This is a genomic window from Clostridium pascui (assembly GCF_016908015.1).
GTDB classification, from domain to species: domain Bacteria; phylum Bacillota; class Clostridia; order Clostridiales; family Clostridiaceae; genus Clostridium_AK; species Clostridium_AK pascui.
Genome location: NZ_JAFBDB010000008.1, coordinates 77,115 through 93,509, shown reverse-complemented (window position 1 = coordinate 93,509; position 16,395 = coordinate 77,115). Strand labels below are relative to the sequence as shown.

General features: G+C 28.6%; 16 protein-coding genes and 1 pseudogene. 11 read left to right on the top strand and 6 right to left on the bottom strand.

Annotation, left to right across the window (positions count from 1 at the left end; translation table 11 throughout):
* Window positions 1-11: 11 nt before the first annotated feature.
* The 6 genes from lon to JOC70_RS19270 all read left to right on the top strand — a co-directional run bounded on the left by lon (window position 12) and on the right by JOC70_RS19270 (window position 5,501).
* Window positions 12-2,342 carry an endopeptidase La gene (lon, locus tag JOC70_RS16590; protein ID WP_204600019.1) on the top strand — a complete coding sequence of 777 codons (2,331 nt, stop codon included), beginning with the start codon at window positions 12-14 and terminating at the stop codon, window positions 2,340-2,342.
* A 7-nt stretch (window positions 2,343-2,349) separates the two neighbouring features.
* On the top strand, window positions 2,350-2,949 hold the full coding sequence (gene yihA / locus JOC70_RS16585; RefSeq protein ID WP_204600018.1) for a ribosome biogenesis GTP-binding protein YihA/YsxC: 600 nt from the start codon (window positions 2,350-2,352) through the stop codon (window positions 2,947-2,949).
* 165 nt (window positions 2,950-3,114) lie between these two features.
* Complete coding sequence (locus JOC70_RS19565; protein ID WP_204600017.1) at window positions 3,115-3,840, top strand: CPBP family glutamic-type intramembrane protease; 726 nt, start codon at window positions 3,115-3,117, stop codon at window positions 3,838-3,840.
* A gap of 334 nt (window positions 3,841-4,174) precedes the next feature.
* A complete protein-coding gene (locus JOC70_RS16575) occupies window positions 4,175-4,687 on the top strand; it encodes a hypothetical protein (RefSeq protein WP_204600016.1) in 513 nt (170 codons plus the stop codon).
* A gap of 47 nt (window positions 4,688-4,734) precedes the next feature.
* Window positions 4,735-5,007 carry a hypothetical protein gene (locus JOC70_RS16570; protein ID WP_204600015.1) on the top strand — a complete coding sequence of 91 codons (273 nt, stop codon included), beginning with the start codon at window positions 4,735-4,737 and terminating at the stop codon, window positions 5,005-5,007.
* A gap of 80 nt (window positions 5,008-5,087) precedes the next feature.
* Window positions 5,088-5,501, top strand: a complete 414-nt coding sequence (locus JOC70_RS19270) for a hypothetical protein (protein ID WP_243429171.1) — start codon at window positions 5,088-5,090, stop codon at window positions 5,499-5,501.
* 43 nt (window positions 5,502-5,544) lie between these two features.
* Here JOC70_RS19270 and JOC70_RS16560 read toward each other — a convergent pair whose 3' ends face one another.
* On the bottom strand, window positions 5,545-5,919 hold the full coding sequence (locus tag JOC70_RS16560) for a bactofilin family protein (protein WP_204600014.1): 375 nt from the start codon (window positions 5,917-5,919) through the stop codon (window positions 5,545-5,547).
* A 164-nt stretch (window positions 5,920-6,083) separates the two neighbouring features.
* Between JOC70_RS16560 and JOC70_RS16555 the strand changes: the two genes are divergently transcribed.
* Both JOC70_RS16555 and JOC70_RS16550 read left to right on the top strand, forming a co-directional pair.
* Window positions 6,084-7,040, top strand: coding sequence for a helix-turn-helix transcriptional regulator (locus JOC70_RS16555; protein WP_204600013.1), 957 nt, complete (start codon window positions 6,084-6,086; stop codon window positions 7,038-7,040).
* A 237-nt stretch (window positions 7,041-7,277) separates the two neighbouring features.
* The gene (locus JOC70_RS16550) at window positions 7,278-8,516 is read left to right on the top strand and encodes an ABC transporter substrate-binding protein (protein ID WP_204600012.1); all 1,239 of its coding nucleotides are present in this window, start codon (window positions 7,278-7,280) and stop codon (window positions 8,514-8,516) included.
* A 2-nt stretch (window positions 8,517-8,518) separates the two neighbouring features.
* Here JOC70_RS16550 and perR read toward each other — a convergent pair whose 3' ends face one another.
* The 3 genes from perR to JOC70_RS16535 form a co-directional block, all read right to left on the bottom strand.
* Window positions 8,519-8,956: a transcriptional regulator PerR gene (gene perR / locus JOC70_RS16545; protein WP_204600011.1), complete on the bottom strand. Its 438-nt coding sequence runs from the start codon at window positions 8,954-8,956 to the stop codon at window positions 8,519-8,521.
* 106 nt (window positions 8,957-9,062) lie between these two features.
* Window positions 9,063-9,860, bottom strand: coding sequence for a metal ABC transporter permease (locus tag JOC70_RS16540; protein ID WP_204600010.1), 798 nt, complete (start codon window positions 9,858-9,860; stop codon window positions 9,063-9,065).
* Between the two features lie 16 nt (window positions 9,861-9,876).
* Window positions 9,877-10,575 (bottom strand): metal ABC transporter ATP-binding protein, encoded by a 699-nt coding sequence (locus JOC70_RS16535; RefSeq protein ID WP_204600009.1) that lies wholly within the window; start codon window positions 10,573-10,575, stop codon window positions 9,877-9,879.
* A gap of 158 nt (window positions 10,576-10,733) precedes the next feature.
* Here JOC70_RS16535 and JOC70_RS16530 point away from each other — a divergent pair, with 158 nt between their 5' ends.
* The 3 genes and pseudogenes from JOC70_RS16530 to JOC70_RS16520 all read left to right on the top strand — a co-directional run bounded on the left by JOC70_RS16530 (window position 10,734) and on the right by JOC70_RS16520 (window position 13,545).
* On the top strand, window positions 10,734-11,675 hold the full coding sequence (locus tag JOC70_RS16530) for a metal ABC transporter substrate-binding protein (protein ID WP_204600008.1): 942 nt from the start codon (window positions 10,734-10,736) through the stop codon (window positions 11,673-11,675).
* A gap of 136 nt (window positions 11,676-11,811) precedes the next feature.
* Window positions 11,812-12,213, top strand: coding sequence for an HNH endonuclease (locus JOC70_RS16525; protein WP_204600007.1), 402 nt, complete (start codon window positions 11,812-11,814; stop codon window positions 12,211-12,213).
* 115 nt (window positions 12,214-12,328) lie between these two features.
* Window positions 12,329-13,545 (top strand): annotated as a pseudogene (locus JOC70_RS16520) (IS256 family transposase).
* A gap of 286 nt (window positions 13,546-13,831) precedes the next feature.
* On the opposite strand, the gene JOC70_RS16515 reads toward JOC70_RS16520, so the two are convergent.
* A complete protein-coding gene (locus tag JOC70_RS16515; RefSeq protein ID WP_204600005.1) occupies window positions 13,832-15,055 on the bottom strand; it encodes an MFS transporter in 1,224 nt (407 codons plus the stop codon).
* Window positions 15,056-15,065: 10 nt separating this feature from the next.
* Window positions 15,066-16,382, bottom strand: a complete 1,317-nt coding sequence (locus tag JOC70_RS16510) for a radical SAM/SPASM domain-containing protein (protein WP_204600004.1) — start codon at window positions 16,380-16,382, stop codon at window positions 15,066-15,068.
* Window positions 16,383-16,395: the final 13 nt, after the last annotated feature.

The following is a 16,395-nucleotide window of genomic DNA, read 5'->3' as shown; positions in this document are numbered from 1 at the left end:
AGGGGAGAAATATGGAAAAGGAATTGATAATTCTTCCTCTAATTCCTCTAAGAGGTATAACTATATTTCCATATATGGTTATGCATTTTGATGTAGGTAGGGAAAAGTCAGTTTTAGCTTTAGAAGAGGCTATGTTAAATGGACAAAAAATCTTTTTGGCTACTCAAAAAGAAGCAAAAATAGAGGAGCCAGAAGAAGAAGATATATCCAGGGTCGGTACATTTTGCAATATAAAGCAGATATTAAAGTTGCCAGGTGATACAGTAAGAGTATTAGTTGAAGGAGAAAAAAGAGCTACTATAAAAAATATAGTACAAATGGATCCTTTCTTTAAGGCGGAAATAAATATATTAGAAGAAGAAGAGTGCGCAGAAGACAGTAAATGTGAAGCACTTATGAGAACAGTTAGAAAATCCTTTGAAGAATACATAAAATTATCAGGAAATATTCCAACAGAAGTCATACTTTCTTTAGAAGATATAGAAAGTCCTGGAAGACTGTCCGATGTTATAAGTTCCTATATGATATTAAAGCAAAGTAAGAAGCAAGAACTTCTTGAAGCTTTTGATGTTGTAAAAAGATTAGAAGGACTTCTAATTGTGCTAAAAAATGAAATAGATATTTTAAAAGTAGAAAAGAAAATAGGAATAAAAGTAAAAAATAAGATTGATAAAGTTCAAAAAGAATATTACCTTAGAGAACAATTAAAAGCTATACAAGAAGAATTAGGGGAAGAAGACGAAGATAAAAAGGAAATAAAAAGATATAAAAATAGAATAAGTAAGGGGAAGTTACCTAAAGCTGTTAAGGAAAAAGCACTTTATGAGTTAGATAGATTAAAAAATAGTGGTACATATTCAGCTGAAGGTGGGGTTATAAGAACATATTTAGATTGGATATTAGAACTTCCATGGAATAATGAAACAGAAGATGATATTGATATAAAAGTGGCTAGGGAAACTTTAGAAGCTGAACATCATGGGTTAGAAGATGTAAAGACTAGAATAATCGAATATTTAGCTGTTAAAAAGATGAGCAATACCCTAAAGGGTCCTATATTATGTCTTGTAGGACCTCCTGGAGTTGGAAAGACCTCAATAGGTAAATCTATTGCTAATGCACTAAATAGAAACTTTGTAAGAATGTCTTTAGGTGGAGTAAGAGATGAAGCTGAAATAAGAGGACATAGGAAGACTTATGTAGGGGCTATACCAGGACGTGTTATATACGGAATGAGACAGGCAAAGTCTAAAAATCCATTATTTCTTTTAGATGAAATTGATAAAATGAGTAATGATTTTAGAGGAGATCCATCAGGAGCACTTTTAGAAGTTTTAGATAGTGAACAAAATAGTACTTTCAGAGATCATTATTTAGAGCTAGAGTTTGATCTTTCTAATGTTTTATTTATAACTACAGCAAATACATTAGATACTATTCCAAGACCTTTATTAGATAGAATGGAAGTTATAGAGGTATCAGGATATACAACTGAAGAAAAGTTTTATATAGCTAAGGATCATTTAATAAGTAAAATTATTAAAGAGCATAATTTAGGAGAAGATGTAATAAAGTTTTCTGAATCAGCTATATATTACATTATAGAAAATTATACAAGAGAATCAGGAGTTAGAAATCTTGAAAGAAAAATTTCTGCTGTAATAAGAAAATCTATTGCAGAAATGGTTGAAAAAGATAAAGATAACATAAATATAACAATAAATCATGTTAAGAAATATCTAGGACCTGAAATTTATAGCTATGAAAAAGCGAATAAAGAAGATCAAATAGGAGTAGTTATGGGAATGGCATGGACTGGATATGGTGGAGATACACTTCCAATAGAAGTTACAGTCATGTCAGGTAGTGGAAAGCTAGAACTTACAGGACAATTAGGAGATGTAATGAAGGAATCTGCTAGGGCTGGATATAGCTACGTTAGAGCACATGCAGAAAAGTATAATATAAATCCGGATTTTTACAAAGAAAAAGATATACATATACATGTTCCTGAAGGGGCAGTTCCTAAAGACGGACCTTCAGCAGGAGTAACTATGATTACAGCTATGGTATCTGCATTAAGTGGCAGAAAGGTTAAACATAATGTTGCTATGACTGGAGAAATTACATTAACAGGTAAGGTTCTAGCAATAGGTGGATTAAAAGAAAAGACACTTGCTGCATTTAGAGCTGGTATCGATACTATTATAGTTCCTAAAGAAAATGAAAAGGACTTGCTAAAGATTCCAAAGAGCATAAAAGGTAAAATAAATATAATTCTAGCTGAGTATATTGATGAAGTTTTAGACAATGCTCTTTTAGAAGAAAGTAGTAAGGAGTGAAAGTGATATGGAAATAAAACAGTCAGAATTTGTAACATCGGCTGTGAATATAAATCAATATCCTATAGATAGTATGTTAGAAATAGCTTTTGTAGGCAGATCTAATGTAGGAAAATCTTCATTAATAAATAACTTAACAAATAGAAGAAAGCTAGTAAAAGTGAGTGGGACACCAGGAAAAACAAGATTAGTTAATTTCTTCATAATAAATAATAGTTTTTATTTTGTAGATTTACCGGGGTATGGCTATGCTAAAGTATCTAAGGTAGAGCAAGCTACTTGGGGCAAAACTATAGAAACATATCTTTTAAATAGATCACAATTAAAGAAGATTATGTTGCTGGTAGATTCAAGACATAAGCCTACTGAAGATGACATAATGATGTATAATTGGATAAAGCATTATGGATATGAGTCTACAATAATAGCTACTAAGTGCGATAAAATAAAAAAGAGTGAAATGGCTAAGAGTATTAAGACAATTAGAGAAACTTTAGGAATGAGTCAGGACGAAAAAATAATTTTTTATTCTACTTTGAAAAAGATAGGCAAGGAACAAGTATTAGATGATATAGAACTTTCATTAAATGGTGAAATATCTCAGTAGATTGATGATATAGGTTAAATATCAAAAAATAATAAGGTATGCTCACTGCATACCTTATTATTTTTTAACTAATTAATATTTACCAAATACATAAAGGAAAAGTGATTTTTATGATAATATAACAATATAATATAAAGTAAATTTCAATTTCAAGGAGGGAAAAAGGTGAATCTAAATCTTGCTAAAGATATTATAGTATTCGTGGTGGTTTGTTTACCTCCTTTGCTTATACTATGGAAAATTTTTAGAGAAAAAGGAACGAATAAGTTTTTATTATTGTTTTTAGGATTAATATATGTAGCGATTAGCTTATTTACCCAAAACTTTCTTCCTTTTATAGCAACAACGATATGTATAGTTAGTTTTAAAAGAAGTGAAATTTATTATAAGGATTACAGAAAATATAGTTTTTCACTAAGAGGATTTAATTTATTTAAGGGATTAAAATATGCTATGATGTCTTATATTATAGTGATAATACTTGGAGCAGTGGGAATGCAAGTATTTAATTACTTTAAATTACCTGTAAAAGAGCAAGAAATTGTATCAATTATGGTAAAGGTCCCTCTTAGAACATTTATCATACTTATTCCTGTTACTGTAATCTTTGCTCCGATAGTAGAAGAATTTGTATTTAGATGGCTGTTTTTTGAAAGAATTTGTAAAAGAAGAATTGGTGTAATACTAGGATCTATAATTACAAGCTTAATGTTTAGTGCTACTCACTTTAACTTAAAATCGTCCTTTGTTATTTTTGGAATAGGGCTCTTTAACTGCTATCTAATTCATAAGAAGGGATATTGGTATTCTGTATTTAATCACATGGTATTTAATTCTGTTTCTACTTTTTTGATATTATTTCAAAAGCTAGGATATATAAATTTAGGATAGATATTTAAAGGTATATTGAAAGTTTAATACTTTCAATATACCTTTTTTAAATGTTTATTAACAGATATTATTTTAATCACAACTTCTTGACATATTCATAATATATACTATGAATGATTTATAAGAAATCTACCCAAGGGGTTAAGATTTAATGGTTTATAAAGAAATCAAGGATTTCATAAATCAGGCATAAATCATTTCATAAAAACTATAGAAAAAAATAAAGTATATGCACAAAAAAATGTTTTTAGAACAGTAGCAAAAATAAAAAAGCAGAATAGTATATATTAGAAGTACAAAAGAATAGAAGAAACTTCTGAAAGGAGGAAGTAAAGTGGATTTCAACAGCTTGCTAAACTCTTTAATGAGTGAAGATGGCAACTTCTCAGCAAAGTCATTGCTCGGAGGAGGAGGCGGAGGATCCAATAACTTATTTCTATGGCTTATAGTACTATTAATACTATGCGGCTATGGAAATATAGGAAACAAGAATACTGGCTATATATGCTGCCCTTGCGACGACGATGATGATTGCTGTAGCAGAAGACGTAGACATCATAAACATAAGAGGAAATGCTGCTGTGATGATTATGAAGGCTGCTACTATTGCTGTCCAACTAACAACTATAATAGCTGTGGATGTGATAACTATGGTGGAGGCTGTGGCAGTGGCTATGGAAATAGCTGCGGTTGTGGTTATGGAAATGGTATTGGCTACGGAGGAGGAAACTTCATATTCATAATAGCTATATTTATACTTCTCTGCTTATGCGGAGGAGGTAGGGATGGCTTAGGCGGTATAATGAACTTAAGTGAAGCAAATACAAGAACACAAGCCGAAGAATAGATTACAATAGAATCAAAGACCAATGCCCATAGAAAGGGGGGTTTAACATGTCAAAAAGATGTTGTTGCAGAAACCGTAGAGATTACGGCGTAGCAGGTGCTTATGCAGGCAACAGTTGCGGAGGCAACGGCCTATTAATATTAATATTAATAGCACTTCAATTCAAATGCAGAAGAGGCCGCCACGATGACGATGAATGTGGTACTGGATGCATAGACAATAGTATATTGTTCCTTATCACTCTATACTATTTAATATGCTACAGCAACAGATTTAGCTTAGGTTGCGGTAACTTAGGAAGTTCATGCTGTGGATTCTAATATTAGCTAATTAGGGGGGGCTTTTTTAGCCCTCCTTATTAATAAAGGAAGGTTTATTAATTTTATATAGGAGGATTATAATGTCTAAACATAGAAGGCATAGACGTGATAGAGATAGAGATGCGGATATTGAAAGAGGCAGAAGCAGACGAAGAGATAGGAATGACAATATAGAAAATGTACAAAAATCTAATAATATCAATAGTACTATCAATAATATGAGCAATATGAATGGCAATAATATAATGGATATGTTAAATAATATAGATCAAGAACAATTAAATAGCATTATGCAAAGCTTAGGAGCAAATAATCCACTTATGGGCAATTTAGAAAATACAGAGGATACAGGTAGCATACCTAATACGCCCCCAGTACAAGATAAAACTCTTCAACTACTTTATACTCTAAAGCCTATGTTAACTCCAGACAAAGCAATACTTATAGATAGAATAATACAAATTTATTCCTTAAGCAAGGCAATGAATGGGTAATAAAAATAATAGAAAGACGGAAGTCTTTCTATTATTTTTTATGCTATTCTAAGCTATTAAAATCATCTTCATTACGTATTGAGCAATTCCCTTGAAAAATTCCGCCATCTTTTATTATAATATTTTTTACATTAATATCGCCTGTAATTTTCCCATAAGACTCAATACAAAGGGTTTCTTCGCAGGTTATATTTCCATCTACTTTACCATTTACATAGGCTGTTTTACAGTATACATTTCCTTTGCAATATCCTGTGGATCCAAAGATTATATCATTTTGCCATGTTATATTACCTTCTATATATCCATCAACTTTAAGCAAATCATCACCTTTTAAGGATCCGATAATGCTGCATCCTTCACCAATAAGTGTTTCAATTTTATTTATGGGAGTTTCTTTTTCATTGGATTTAAACATATAAATACCTCCTTTAACCTATATGCACAATTAAGATATTTATATTTTATAAATCATGAAATTATGAATGAAAAATAATTTTATTTATCTTTTATAATAAATTTACTAAAATTTATTGGTTAAAGGACGATAGTCTATATATAAGTAGGTAGGAGGAGAAGTTCATGTCTAAGATTTCCCATTTGATGCAGCTTTTATTAACTTTACAACATAAAAAATTTACAACCGCTTCGGAACTTGCAGAAACCTTAAATGTAGATAAAAAAACTATTTATAGATATATAAGTAATTTAAATTTAGCTAATATACCTATCCATACTAAGAAGGGAAGGTATGGTGGTTTTTATATAGATGAGGAATTTTATATGAAAACTCCTAAATTAACTTTAGAGGAATTACATGCAATTTTAGTAGCAGAAGAAATAATAGATTGTAATGGAGAATTTCCATTAAAGAAAGATTTGAAAAATGCAGTTATAAAAATAAGGACTACTTGCATAGGAGAGCATGAAGGGTTAAATAATATTTATAAAAACCATAAATTTGATTTAAATAAAATAGGTTGCAAATTAAATTTAGATGAAAAGATAGAATACATAAATGCTTCTATGGATAAGGGAAGATCTCTTAATATAAGATATGTTTGTGAAAATAAAAATGAAATAAGAGAAAATACAATAGACCCATATAACTTAATTTACAAGGATGGAGAATGGTTTATAATTTGCTATTGTCATGAAAAAAATAAAGTAGAAACTTTAAGATTATCTAAAATTTATGAATTTAAGATAGTCAATTTTATATTTATAAAGCCTCGCGATTTTTCATTAAATAAGTATTTAAAAGAGCAGTGGGGAGTATTTTCAGGAGAAAAGATCTTAGTAAAAATAAGATTTAATAATTCGTTAAGTAAATTCATAAAAGAAGTAAAATGGTCTCCAAATCAAACTATAGAGGATGAAAAAGATGGAAGAGTAATATTAAGTTTATTCTTGGATGACATAGGAGATATAAAATCTTGGATACTAGGTTTCGGAGGAGAAGCAGAAGTTTTGGAACCTGGAAGTTTGAGGAAAGAAATAGGCGAAGAAATAAATAAGTTAATAAATTTTTATAAATAAAGTTTTAATGAATGTATAAAAGATAAGAAACGGGATATCATAATAATTGTAAAGGAGATAAAATCTCCTAAGCATTAAGCAAACCTATAAAATTTTGTTTAATGCAAGAACCCCCCATCCCCCTTTGGGACCGTATAACGGTCCCGTTTCTTTTTTTTGATATAATAAAAATTATAATTAATGCACACAATATACTTTAGATAATACTTTATATAAAGTTAAAGTTGAGGTGATATAATGGCTAAGTTCTTTCGCAAAAAGAAGTTTTTAACTGTACTCGTATTACTCGTGTGTATTTCAATAGCTTTTATAAGCTGCAATAAAGGAAAGAAGGAAGAAAATAAAAATAAGGACTTAGTAATGCAAGTAGAAATTAAAGATAATCATTCTCTTAGTATATTAAGAGCTATAATTGATGAATATAAGAAAGAAAATAAGGATGTTAATATTATTATTAATAGTTCACTTGGGGAAAGTATAATGAACGATGGAGATAAACAAGAAGGAGATATAATATTTACTTCCAGAGATAAAATGATAGAAATGCAAAATAAGGGACTTCTTCAAGATGTACAGTCTTATCATGATAAGATAAAATTAAATGAAAAGTATTATAAGGTAGTTAGTTCTTATGGAAGGTATTTAGACAAATCCTATGGAATATCACTAATTCCATATACTTTAGAAATTGTATACAATAAGGATGCACTAAAGAAATATAATATAAATCCTCCAAAAACCTTAGGTGAAGCATATGAAGTAATGAAAAAGGTAAATAAAGAGTCTATTAAAATTCCAGTGTTGGTTACAGAAGATGTTGATGTAAACAATGTAATTGCAGCACTTATAGCTGGTAATACAAGTAATATGTATGATATAGATAATATATACAATAGTTCAAAGGGAAAATATCTAGAGAAAAAGGAAGTTCAAAATATATTTAACTATTTGGACAGTTTAGCTAAACAAGGAGTAATTGCTCAAAATACTTTTGAAATGGGAAATAAATCCTCTATAAATAAGATTACTGAAGGGGAAATACCTATGCTCATAACCATATCCTATTATATGAAAGAACTTGAAAAGAAAAATATAGGGTTAGTAACTAGTTATGTTCAGTCAGCATCTATTAAAGAAAATGTACCTGTTATTGTAAATAGTTTATTGTGTATACCTCTTAAATCAAAAAATCCTAACGAGGTAGGTAAATTTATAGAATTTGTATATGGTAAGAAGATGCAAGAAAAGTTAGCTAAGCAAGGCTTTGTAACAGGAAATAAAGAAGCAAATAAGGTGTTTAAGGAGAATTCTGCTTTAGTGGTAAAGCATTTAGAAGAAAGCAATGAGAACAGTATATTGTTTATGTACAATTTTCCTGAAAAAATTCAAAAGGGATTTTCAAATAAAGTAAAAAGCGTATTAAATAAAAAATATACAGGAAATGAATGGAAGGAATTAATAGAAGAAGCAGGCTAAGATTAGTCTGCTTCTGTTAATGTATCTTTATTTTGCTTACACTCATTACAAAGACCATAAAAATAAATTTGATTTGTAAGAACTTCATAATTTGTATAAGGTGCAATTTTTTCATTTAAATCTGAAAAACATACATCTTTAATATCTTCTACTCTTCCGCATTGTAAACATTGTATGTGGGAGTGAGGACAAGTGTTTCCATCATATCTAAAATTACCTTCTCCAACATTTAGCTCTTGCACTAAATCTACTTCCACAAGAGTTTTTAAGGCTTTATATACTGTTGCTAAACTCATTGTAGGATACTCAGGCTGTAATGCCTTATAAATAGTTTCTGCAGAAGGGTGTTCCTCTGTGGATTTAAGATATTTATATACTGCAATACGTTGAGGCGTAAGTTTTAATTTTTTTTCTTTAAAAATAGCAGTAATGTTATTCATAAACACCATCCTTCTTATAGATTAAATATATTATATAATAAACATTATTAACTGTCAATTTGTATTAACTAAAGTATGTAATGGTAAGTTGTGTAAAAATGAAGTATTAGTTTGTACATTTTATTTTTGAGAAGGTTATAGTAATTATAAGTATTACCACTGAGGTAATAGCAATGGTTCCTCCAGGTGCACAATCTATGTAAAATGAGGTGAATAATCCAACCATTATATCTACAAGTCCAAATATTAAAGAATATATAAATGTAAGCTTAAATCCTTTATTTAATTGCATTGCTGTAGCTACTGGTACTGCTATCATAGAAGACACTACAAGTATCCCCATTATTCTCATGGAAACAGCAATGGTTGTTCCTACCAAAAGAGCAAAAATATAATTTATTAGTTTAACATTTAGCCCTGCTATTTTTGCACCATCCTCATCAAATGTAACATAGGCAATTTTATTAAATAAAGATACTAACAAACAAATACATACGATACTTAATATTAATATAGTATATAAATCCTCACGAGTAACAGTAAGTATACTTCCAAATAAAAATGAATTAACATTTGCAGAAGTTTTTCCTGTACTTATCAGAGTTATAGCAATACCTAAACATAGTGTCATTACAATTACAAGTATAAGCTCTGAATATTTTTTATAATAATTTCTTAACACTTCTATAAATATAGCGCATATAGAAGTAAATATAAAGGCACTTAATATGGGATTAAAGCCTGCCACGAGACCTATGGCTACCCCTGCAAAAGAAGCGTGAGATAGGGTATCTCCCATCATAGAATATCTCTTAAGCACTAAAAATGTTCCCACAGAAGGACAAAGCAGTGCAATTAAGAAGGCTGCTATAAGTGCATTTTGTATAAATGTATATTGAAGCATAGTAACCTCCTAAAAATTATTTATTTACAAGTTTTAAGCAATCACAATTAGGGGAATGTTTTTTAGAATCATTTAAATACTTTTTATAATCTGATATGTCATAAAAATAAGCGCTCCCTCTATCCATTCTAATTACATGGGTTGAATACTTCAGCACTGCATCTATATTGTGCTCAACAGACAATATAGTTGTACCAAATCTGGTGTTTAAGTTTTTTAAAAATGAATATATATCTCCTTGACTTTTGGTGTCAATTCCAGTTGAAGGCTCATCAAGTATTATAATGTCTGGATTGCCCATAATAGCTCTTGCAATAAACACCTTTTGCTGTTGGCCTCCAGAGAGATTTCCTATTAAATGTTTTTTAAACTTTTCCATTCCCACAAGGGACAATGAATCTTGTATAAGATTTTTTTCTTTTCTTTTTAAAACCCTTTGATGAAACTTCAATATTTCCTCTACAGTTATAGGAAACTCTGAATTAAAGTTTTCCCCGCGTTGAGGAACATACCCAACTTTGTTTGTATGCAAATTTATATTACCACTGCATGGTTTTAATAGAGCTAAAATGAGTTTAACAAGAGTACTTTTACTACTGCCATTTTCTCCAACTACGGAAATATAAGTTCCAGGTTCTATATTTAAATTTACATTTTCTAAAATATAAGGCTGCTTTCCAGTATAGGAAAAACGTAAATTACTTATCTCAATCATAAATTAACTCCTTTCTTAAAAGTATCATAAATATTATATACCTATTTGCAAATTATTTGCAACATCCTTAAAAAATATACTTGACATTAGTAAAATTGTGGAATAATATTATTAAGATGCAAATCATTTGCAAGTAATGATTTAAGGAGAGAAAAGTTATGAAGAAAAAATTATTATATTTGATTACTGTAATATTATTAATAATGTCTTTAGTGGCATGTAATAAGAACACTGATACAAAACAAACTAGTAAGGTAGAATCAAGTGAAAATGGAAAGATAAAAATTGCTGTTACATTTAATCCTTTGAAAGAATTTGCAGAGGCTGTGGGAGGAGATAAGGTTAAAGTAGAGACAATTATTCCTAATGGTAGTGAACCACATGATTTTGATCCTAGAGCAAAGGATTTAATAAATATAGAAAATGCAGATATATTTGTTTATAATGGATTCAATATGGAGCCATGGGTAGATAAAGTAATTTCTAATCTTCAAAATAAAGATTTAATAACAGTTGAATCATCTAAAAATATTAATGCTATAAAAATTGAAGAAGATGAGAATAAAGTAGAGGAAAATAAAGAAGAGCATGGAGATTATGATCCTCATACATGGTTAGGACTTACTAGTGCAAAGGTTCAAGCTAAAAATATAATGGATGCCTTAATAAAGGTTGATGGAAAAAATAAAGACTTTTATGAAAAGAATTATAAGGAATTTGAGGATGAACTAGATAAGTTATTAAATGAATATAAGCCTAAATTTCAAGCTTTAAAAAATAAAAATTTCGTTACTGGGCATGCTGCCTTTGCATATTTTTGTAGGGATTTTGGATTGAAGCAAAATAGTGTAGAAGGAGTATTTGCAGAAGGAGAACCAACCCCTAAAAAGCTTAAGGATCTTACAGATTACTGCAAAGAAAATAAAGTAAAAACAATATTTGTAGAAGATATGGTAAGTCCTAAGGTGTCTGAGACCTTAGCAAAGGAAGTCGGAGCAGATATAAAAACTATATACACTGTGGAAGCCAGTGAAGACAATAAAAATTACATACAAAGTATGGAAAGCAATATAAAGGAAGTATATGAAAGTCTTAAATAATTTATTTTGAAAGTTTTTCACCAGAAAAAGGATTTTTGAATTTATAAAAAAAATAGTATAATTAATATAAGAGAATTAATATAAATAACTATGATTTATAAATTACAAAATAAATTATAAAAAAGGAGTGAACTTATTGCTTAAGTGTGAAGTATGCGGCAAGAAGGCCGAAATACACCACATAATCAACCGATGCCAGGGTGGATTGGATTGTGAAGTAAATTATAAGTATCTTTGTTCGGAGCATCATAGAGGTAAAAATAGTCCTCATAAGGACTCTAAAATTGATCTTGAGTATAAGCTAGAGCTTCAAGAAAAGCTCAATAAGCTTTTTTGTAAGGAGTTTTATATTTTAGAAGAAATTGAAGGAATACTTCACTTAAATAAAAGTAAGGCTAAGAAGATAATTAAGCAGTTAAAGTTGTATAAAGAAGGTTACAAAAGGGAAGATATAATTTTAAAATTTATGGGCAATAGGGTATACGATGAATACATGATGGATGAATATGATGATTTTATACCTTTAATAGTAGTATAAGAAAGCAGTGGCGAAAGTTTGCTACTGCTTTTTATGAGAGTGTAAAATAGTTTGTGTAAACTCAAATGTGGATATAATTTAAAAATATATATCCAAGGAGGGTACACAAACTACTATGCTATTAAGAAAAGAATTATTAAGAGAGTTTATTAGAGAGAATAACTTAACAACAGCAAGAGAGATACAGAATGCTCTAAAAGATGTTTTTGCAAGTACGCTTCAAGAAATGCTTGAAGCGGAGCTTGACGAACATTTAGGATATACAAAGTATGACTATAAAAATAAAACCACTAACAACAGCCGAAATGGTAGTTCTTCTAAAAAAGTATTATCCGATTTAGGAGAAATTCAACTTGCAATTCCAAGAGATAGAGAAGGAGAATTTGAGCCGAAGGCTGTTAAGAAGCACCAGACTGACGTCTCAGGCATAGAAGATAAAATTCTAGGAATGTATGCTAAAGGAATGACCACAAGAGATATCAGTGATCACCTTCAGGAAATATACGGAATAGAAGCTTCGCATACGCTTATCTCACGAATAACAGATAAAATTAGCCCACTGGCTCAGGAGTGGCAGAACAGGCCCCTAGATTCAATATATCCTGTAGTTTTTCTTGATGCTATACACTATAAAGTTCGCTCTGAGGGAAAAATTATAAATAAAGCAGCATACATAATTATGGGCATATCTATGTCTGGGATTAAAGATATATTAGGTATTTGGGTTGGTGAAAATGAAAATGCAAAGTACTGGCTAAGTGTCTTAACAGAACTTAAGAACAGAGGTGTGAATGATAGTTATATTGCAGCTATAGATGGCCTAACCGGCTTTAAGGATGCCATAAAAGCAGTATTTCCTAACACAGAAATACAACGCTGTATCATACCCCAAATTAGAAATAGCACAAAATATATACCCTACAAACATAGAAAGGAATTTTGTAGAGATCTTAAAGAAATATATACAGCCTCAACGGAGCAATTAGCCCTTATGGCTATGGATAACATAAAGAGTAAATGGAGTCATTTATATTCAATCTCCATAAATTCTTGGGAAAACAACTGGGAAGAGCTCTCAACCTTCTTTAAATATCCTGAAGAGATAAGAAGAATGATTTATACAACAAATGCTATGGAGAGTTTTAACAGACAACTAAGAAAGCTAACTAAATCTAGAAGTATATTTCCTTCGGACGATTCCTTATTGAAGATGCTATACTTAGCTACTCAGGACGTAGTTAAGAAATGGACTCAAAATCTAAGAGGATGGTCTCAAATATTAGCGCAGCTATCAATACATTTGAAGATAGATTTGATGAAAGCATGATATAGATTGTACAGCCTACCGGCTGACGGGAGCTCAATCCCTTTTTTCACCGAGCTTGTACACAGTATTTTATGCACCATAATTTACTAAAGTAAAAGAGGATAAACTCTAACATTTATCCTCTCTACAAATAAAATATATATCTACATATAAAATTTTTAAAGAAGTTTACACAAATTTATTGACAGACTCAAATTATATTTATCAACGTCACTTTTTAAATTATATATTATTCAAATATATTTTCTTTAACAATTTATATAATCAATATATAAATATATGTCTATACCTTCAAAGTTGATTAACTACATCATTTACAGTATTTTTACTTTTGAAAAGATTATATATATCCTTTTTAAAAATAATATTATTAGCACTAAGTAAAACTACTGATATTACAAGTAAAAATAAAAAACTATTGCTCATCCCTATAAATTCAGACATATATCCATATATAGGTTGTATAATTGATGAAATAGCAGCCATAACTAAACTTTGAATTGATAAAATTGTAGCCCTATAATCTGATTTCATTTTACTATGTAATATCTTATATTTTTGTGGTGCAAATAAACTAAATATTACTAGTCCTATTAAATAAGAACTGATAGCTATAAAATTATTTTTCGTTAATGAAAAAACTATAAAAATTAAAATCATTAAGCATGGAAAGATCTCTATTATAAATCTTATACTAATTTTAGATGCTAGTTTTCTACTTAAGATTCCAGTAAAAGCACTAAACGTATACTGAATGCAAATTATTATTCCTATCAGTGCTTCATTTATTCCTAATCGATTTAAATAATTAGAGTAATATGAATCTATTGGCATCATTGAAATAGATATAAATATATCTATTAATAAAAAGTATATAATAACTCTATTATTGTATAAATACTTATTAACTATTGTTATTCGTATTTTTTCTTTATTATGTTCAATTATATTGTTTTCATATATAATTGGTTCTTTAAGAAATATTAATAATATAATTGGTAGTGCTTGAATTAATATAGTTATTGTATATACCAATTTATAACTTTTTAAAGCTATACCTCCACCAATTAAGCTACTTAATCCTATTGCCATATAAAAAAGAGTTCTGTTAATTGAATTATATTTATCCAAATTATCCTTTTCTCCTGAAGCAATAATAACATCAATAAATAATGCATCTAATGCTCCTGAAAGAAACGTATATGATATGCCTTGAAAAAATGCAGCTATTACAAACCATTGTAAGTTAGAGCTTAAATAACAAATTAATAAAAATACTTCAAATAATATAAAACCTATTAAAGAACTAATTTTTTTACCATATTTATCTGCAATAATTCCAGTTGGCAACTCTAATATAGATTTTGTTATTTGATAAACAGCTAAAATTATTCCTATTTGGTGTAATTTTATACCCTTATTTTGAAAATACAGGGTTTGAATTACATTTACCATGTAGAAACTTGATACAAACTGAACAATAAGTAATAAATTTATATTTCGTTTACTATGCATTATAGCACCTCTACTTAATATACTTTGTTTCAATATATTCTTCTACAGCTTTATAAATATCATCATACTTACATCTAGGATTTTTTATATTATTAGTAAAATTAAATGATTCATATGGACATCCCATACCACATATTGGAGATAAATCGCAATTAGAACACTTATCAACATTAGTTATAGATAAGTTTAGCAGTTCTTCTATTTTTGATTTATCTATTTCTATTTCAGGATAATATTTCCCTAAAGTAAATTTGTTATCGCCAGTCGCTTCAGGACATATAAATATACTTCCTGATGGATCAAATGTGAATAAGTTTCCAACTTTACAATATTTAAATAATGGTAATATTAATTCTTCATTATCTATAAGATTTTTAATTTGATTATAATGTTTTACACAACTATTAACACTATAATTATCAAAAATATATTGTACCTCCTCACAATTAAATTCTGATACTATATCTTTATCTGACATTATTTCTTCAATATTACCTAAACATCTATTATCCTCAACTTTAAATAAATTTACATCTATACTATGTCCTATATCACTATAAAGTTTTTGAATAAATTCTAAATATGAAAATTTATAAGATTTATCAATATTTACTCTAACTGATGTTTTAATATTATGTTCACCTAGTAATTGTATTGACTCTATAATTTTATCATATGATCCAGTACCATTTTTGTATATTCTTCTTAAATCATTATTTTCTTTAGGACCGTCAATTGTTATGCTTATAACATTTATAATCTTTTTATATTCTTCTAATATACTTATATAATTTTTTATATTACTTCCATTTGTTATTACTGATATCTTGATATTATTTAATCTAGCAAACTCAAAAACTCTATTAATTAAATCTTTATTTATAAGTAATAAAGGCTCACCACCATACAAATTAATTTCAGATTCTTCAAGTTTATATGTAGCTATAAGTTCTCTAATACATCTAAGTACATTTTCTAACTTTAACATATCCATACTATTAACATCATTAATGTCTTTTTCAAAACAGTATGGACATTTAAAATTACATAGATATGAAAAAACAATATAAAATCTACCTTTATTTTTATTGGTATCTTTACTTTTTAAATAAAGAGATTTTACTAAACTTATATCATCCTCTCTAGTTATATATTTTCTTAAAAATAATTCTTGTAGTAAATCATTATCTATATAATTTAATTTATTAGCTATTATATTATTATATAAATTTTCATTTTCAATTATATCTACCGTTCCATACAATGAATTAAATAAAATATTATTATTCTTTATTTTAAATCCTACAGTATATTTATTTTTTTTCATAATACCTTCCTCC

Excerpts from the sequence above, each read along its gene's own strand:
- JOC70_RS16550 (WP_204600012.1), top strand. The coding sequence starts at position 7,278 with ATGGCTAAGTTCTTTCGCAAAAAGAAGTTTTTAACTGTACTCGTATTA.
- yihA (WP_204600018.1), top strand. The coding sequence starts at position 2,350 with ATGGAAATAAAACAGTCAGAATTTGTAACATCGGCTGTGAATATAAAT.
- JOC70_RS16530 (WP_204600008.1), top strand. The coding sequence starts at position 10,734 with ATGAAGAAAAAATTATTATATTTGATTACTGTAATATTATTAATAATG.
- JOC70_RS16515 (WP_204600005.1), bottom strand. The coding sequence starts at position 15,055 with ATGCATAGTAAACGAAATATAAATTTATTACTTATTGTTCAGTTTGTA.
- JOC70_RS16510 (WP_204600004.1), bottom strand. The coding sequence starts at position 16,382 with ATGAAAAAAAATAAATATACTGTAGGATTTAAAATAAAGAATAATAAT.
- JOC70_RS19270 (WP_243429171.1), top strand. The coding sequence starts at position 5,088 with ATGTCTAAACATAGAAGGCATAGACGTGATAGAGATAGAGATGCGGAT.
- lon (WP_204600019.1), top strand. The coding sequence starts at position 12 with ATGGAAAAGGAATTGATAATTCTTCCTCTAATTCCTCTAAGAGGTATA.
- JOC70_RS16560 (WP_204600014.1), bottom strand. The coding sequence starts at position 5,919 with ATGTTTAAATCCAATGAAAAAGAAACTCCCATAAATAAAATTGAAACA.
- JOC70_RS16570 (WP_204600015.1), top strand. The coding sequence starts at position 4,735 with ATGTCAAAAAGATGTTGTTGCAGAAACCGTAGAGATTACGGCGTAGCA.
- perR (WP_204600011.1), bottom strand. The coding sequence starts at position 8,956 with ATGAATAACATTACTGCTATTTTTAAAGAAAAAAAATTAAAACTTACG.
- JOC70_RS16540 (WP_204600010.1), bottom strand. The coding sequence starts at position 9,860 with ATGCTTCAATATACATTTATACAAAATGCACTTATAGCAGCCTTCTTA.
- JOC70_RS16555 (WP_204600013.1), top strand. The coding sequence starts at position 6,084 with ATGTCTAAGATTTCCCATTTGATGCAGCTTTTATTAACTTTACAACAT.
- JOC70_RS16535 (WP_204600009.1), bottom strand. The coding sequence starts at position 10,575 with ATGATTGAGATAAGTAATTTACGTTTTTCCTATACTGGAAAGCAGCCT.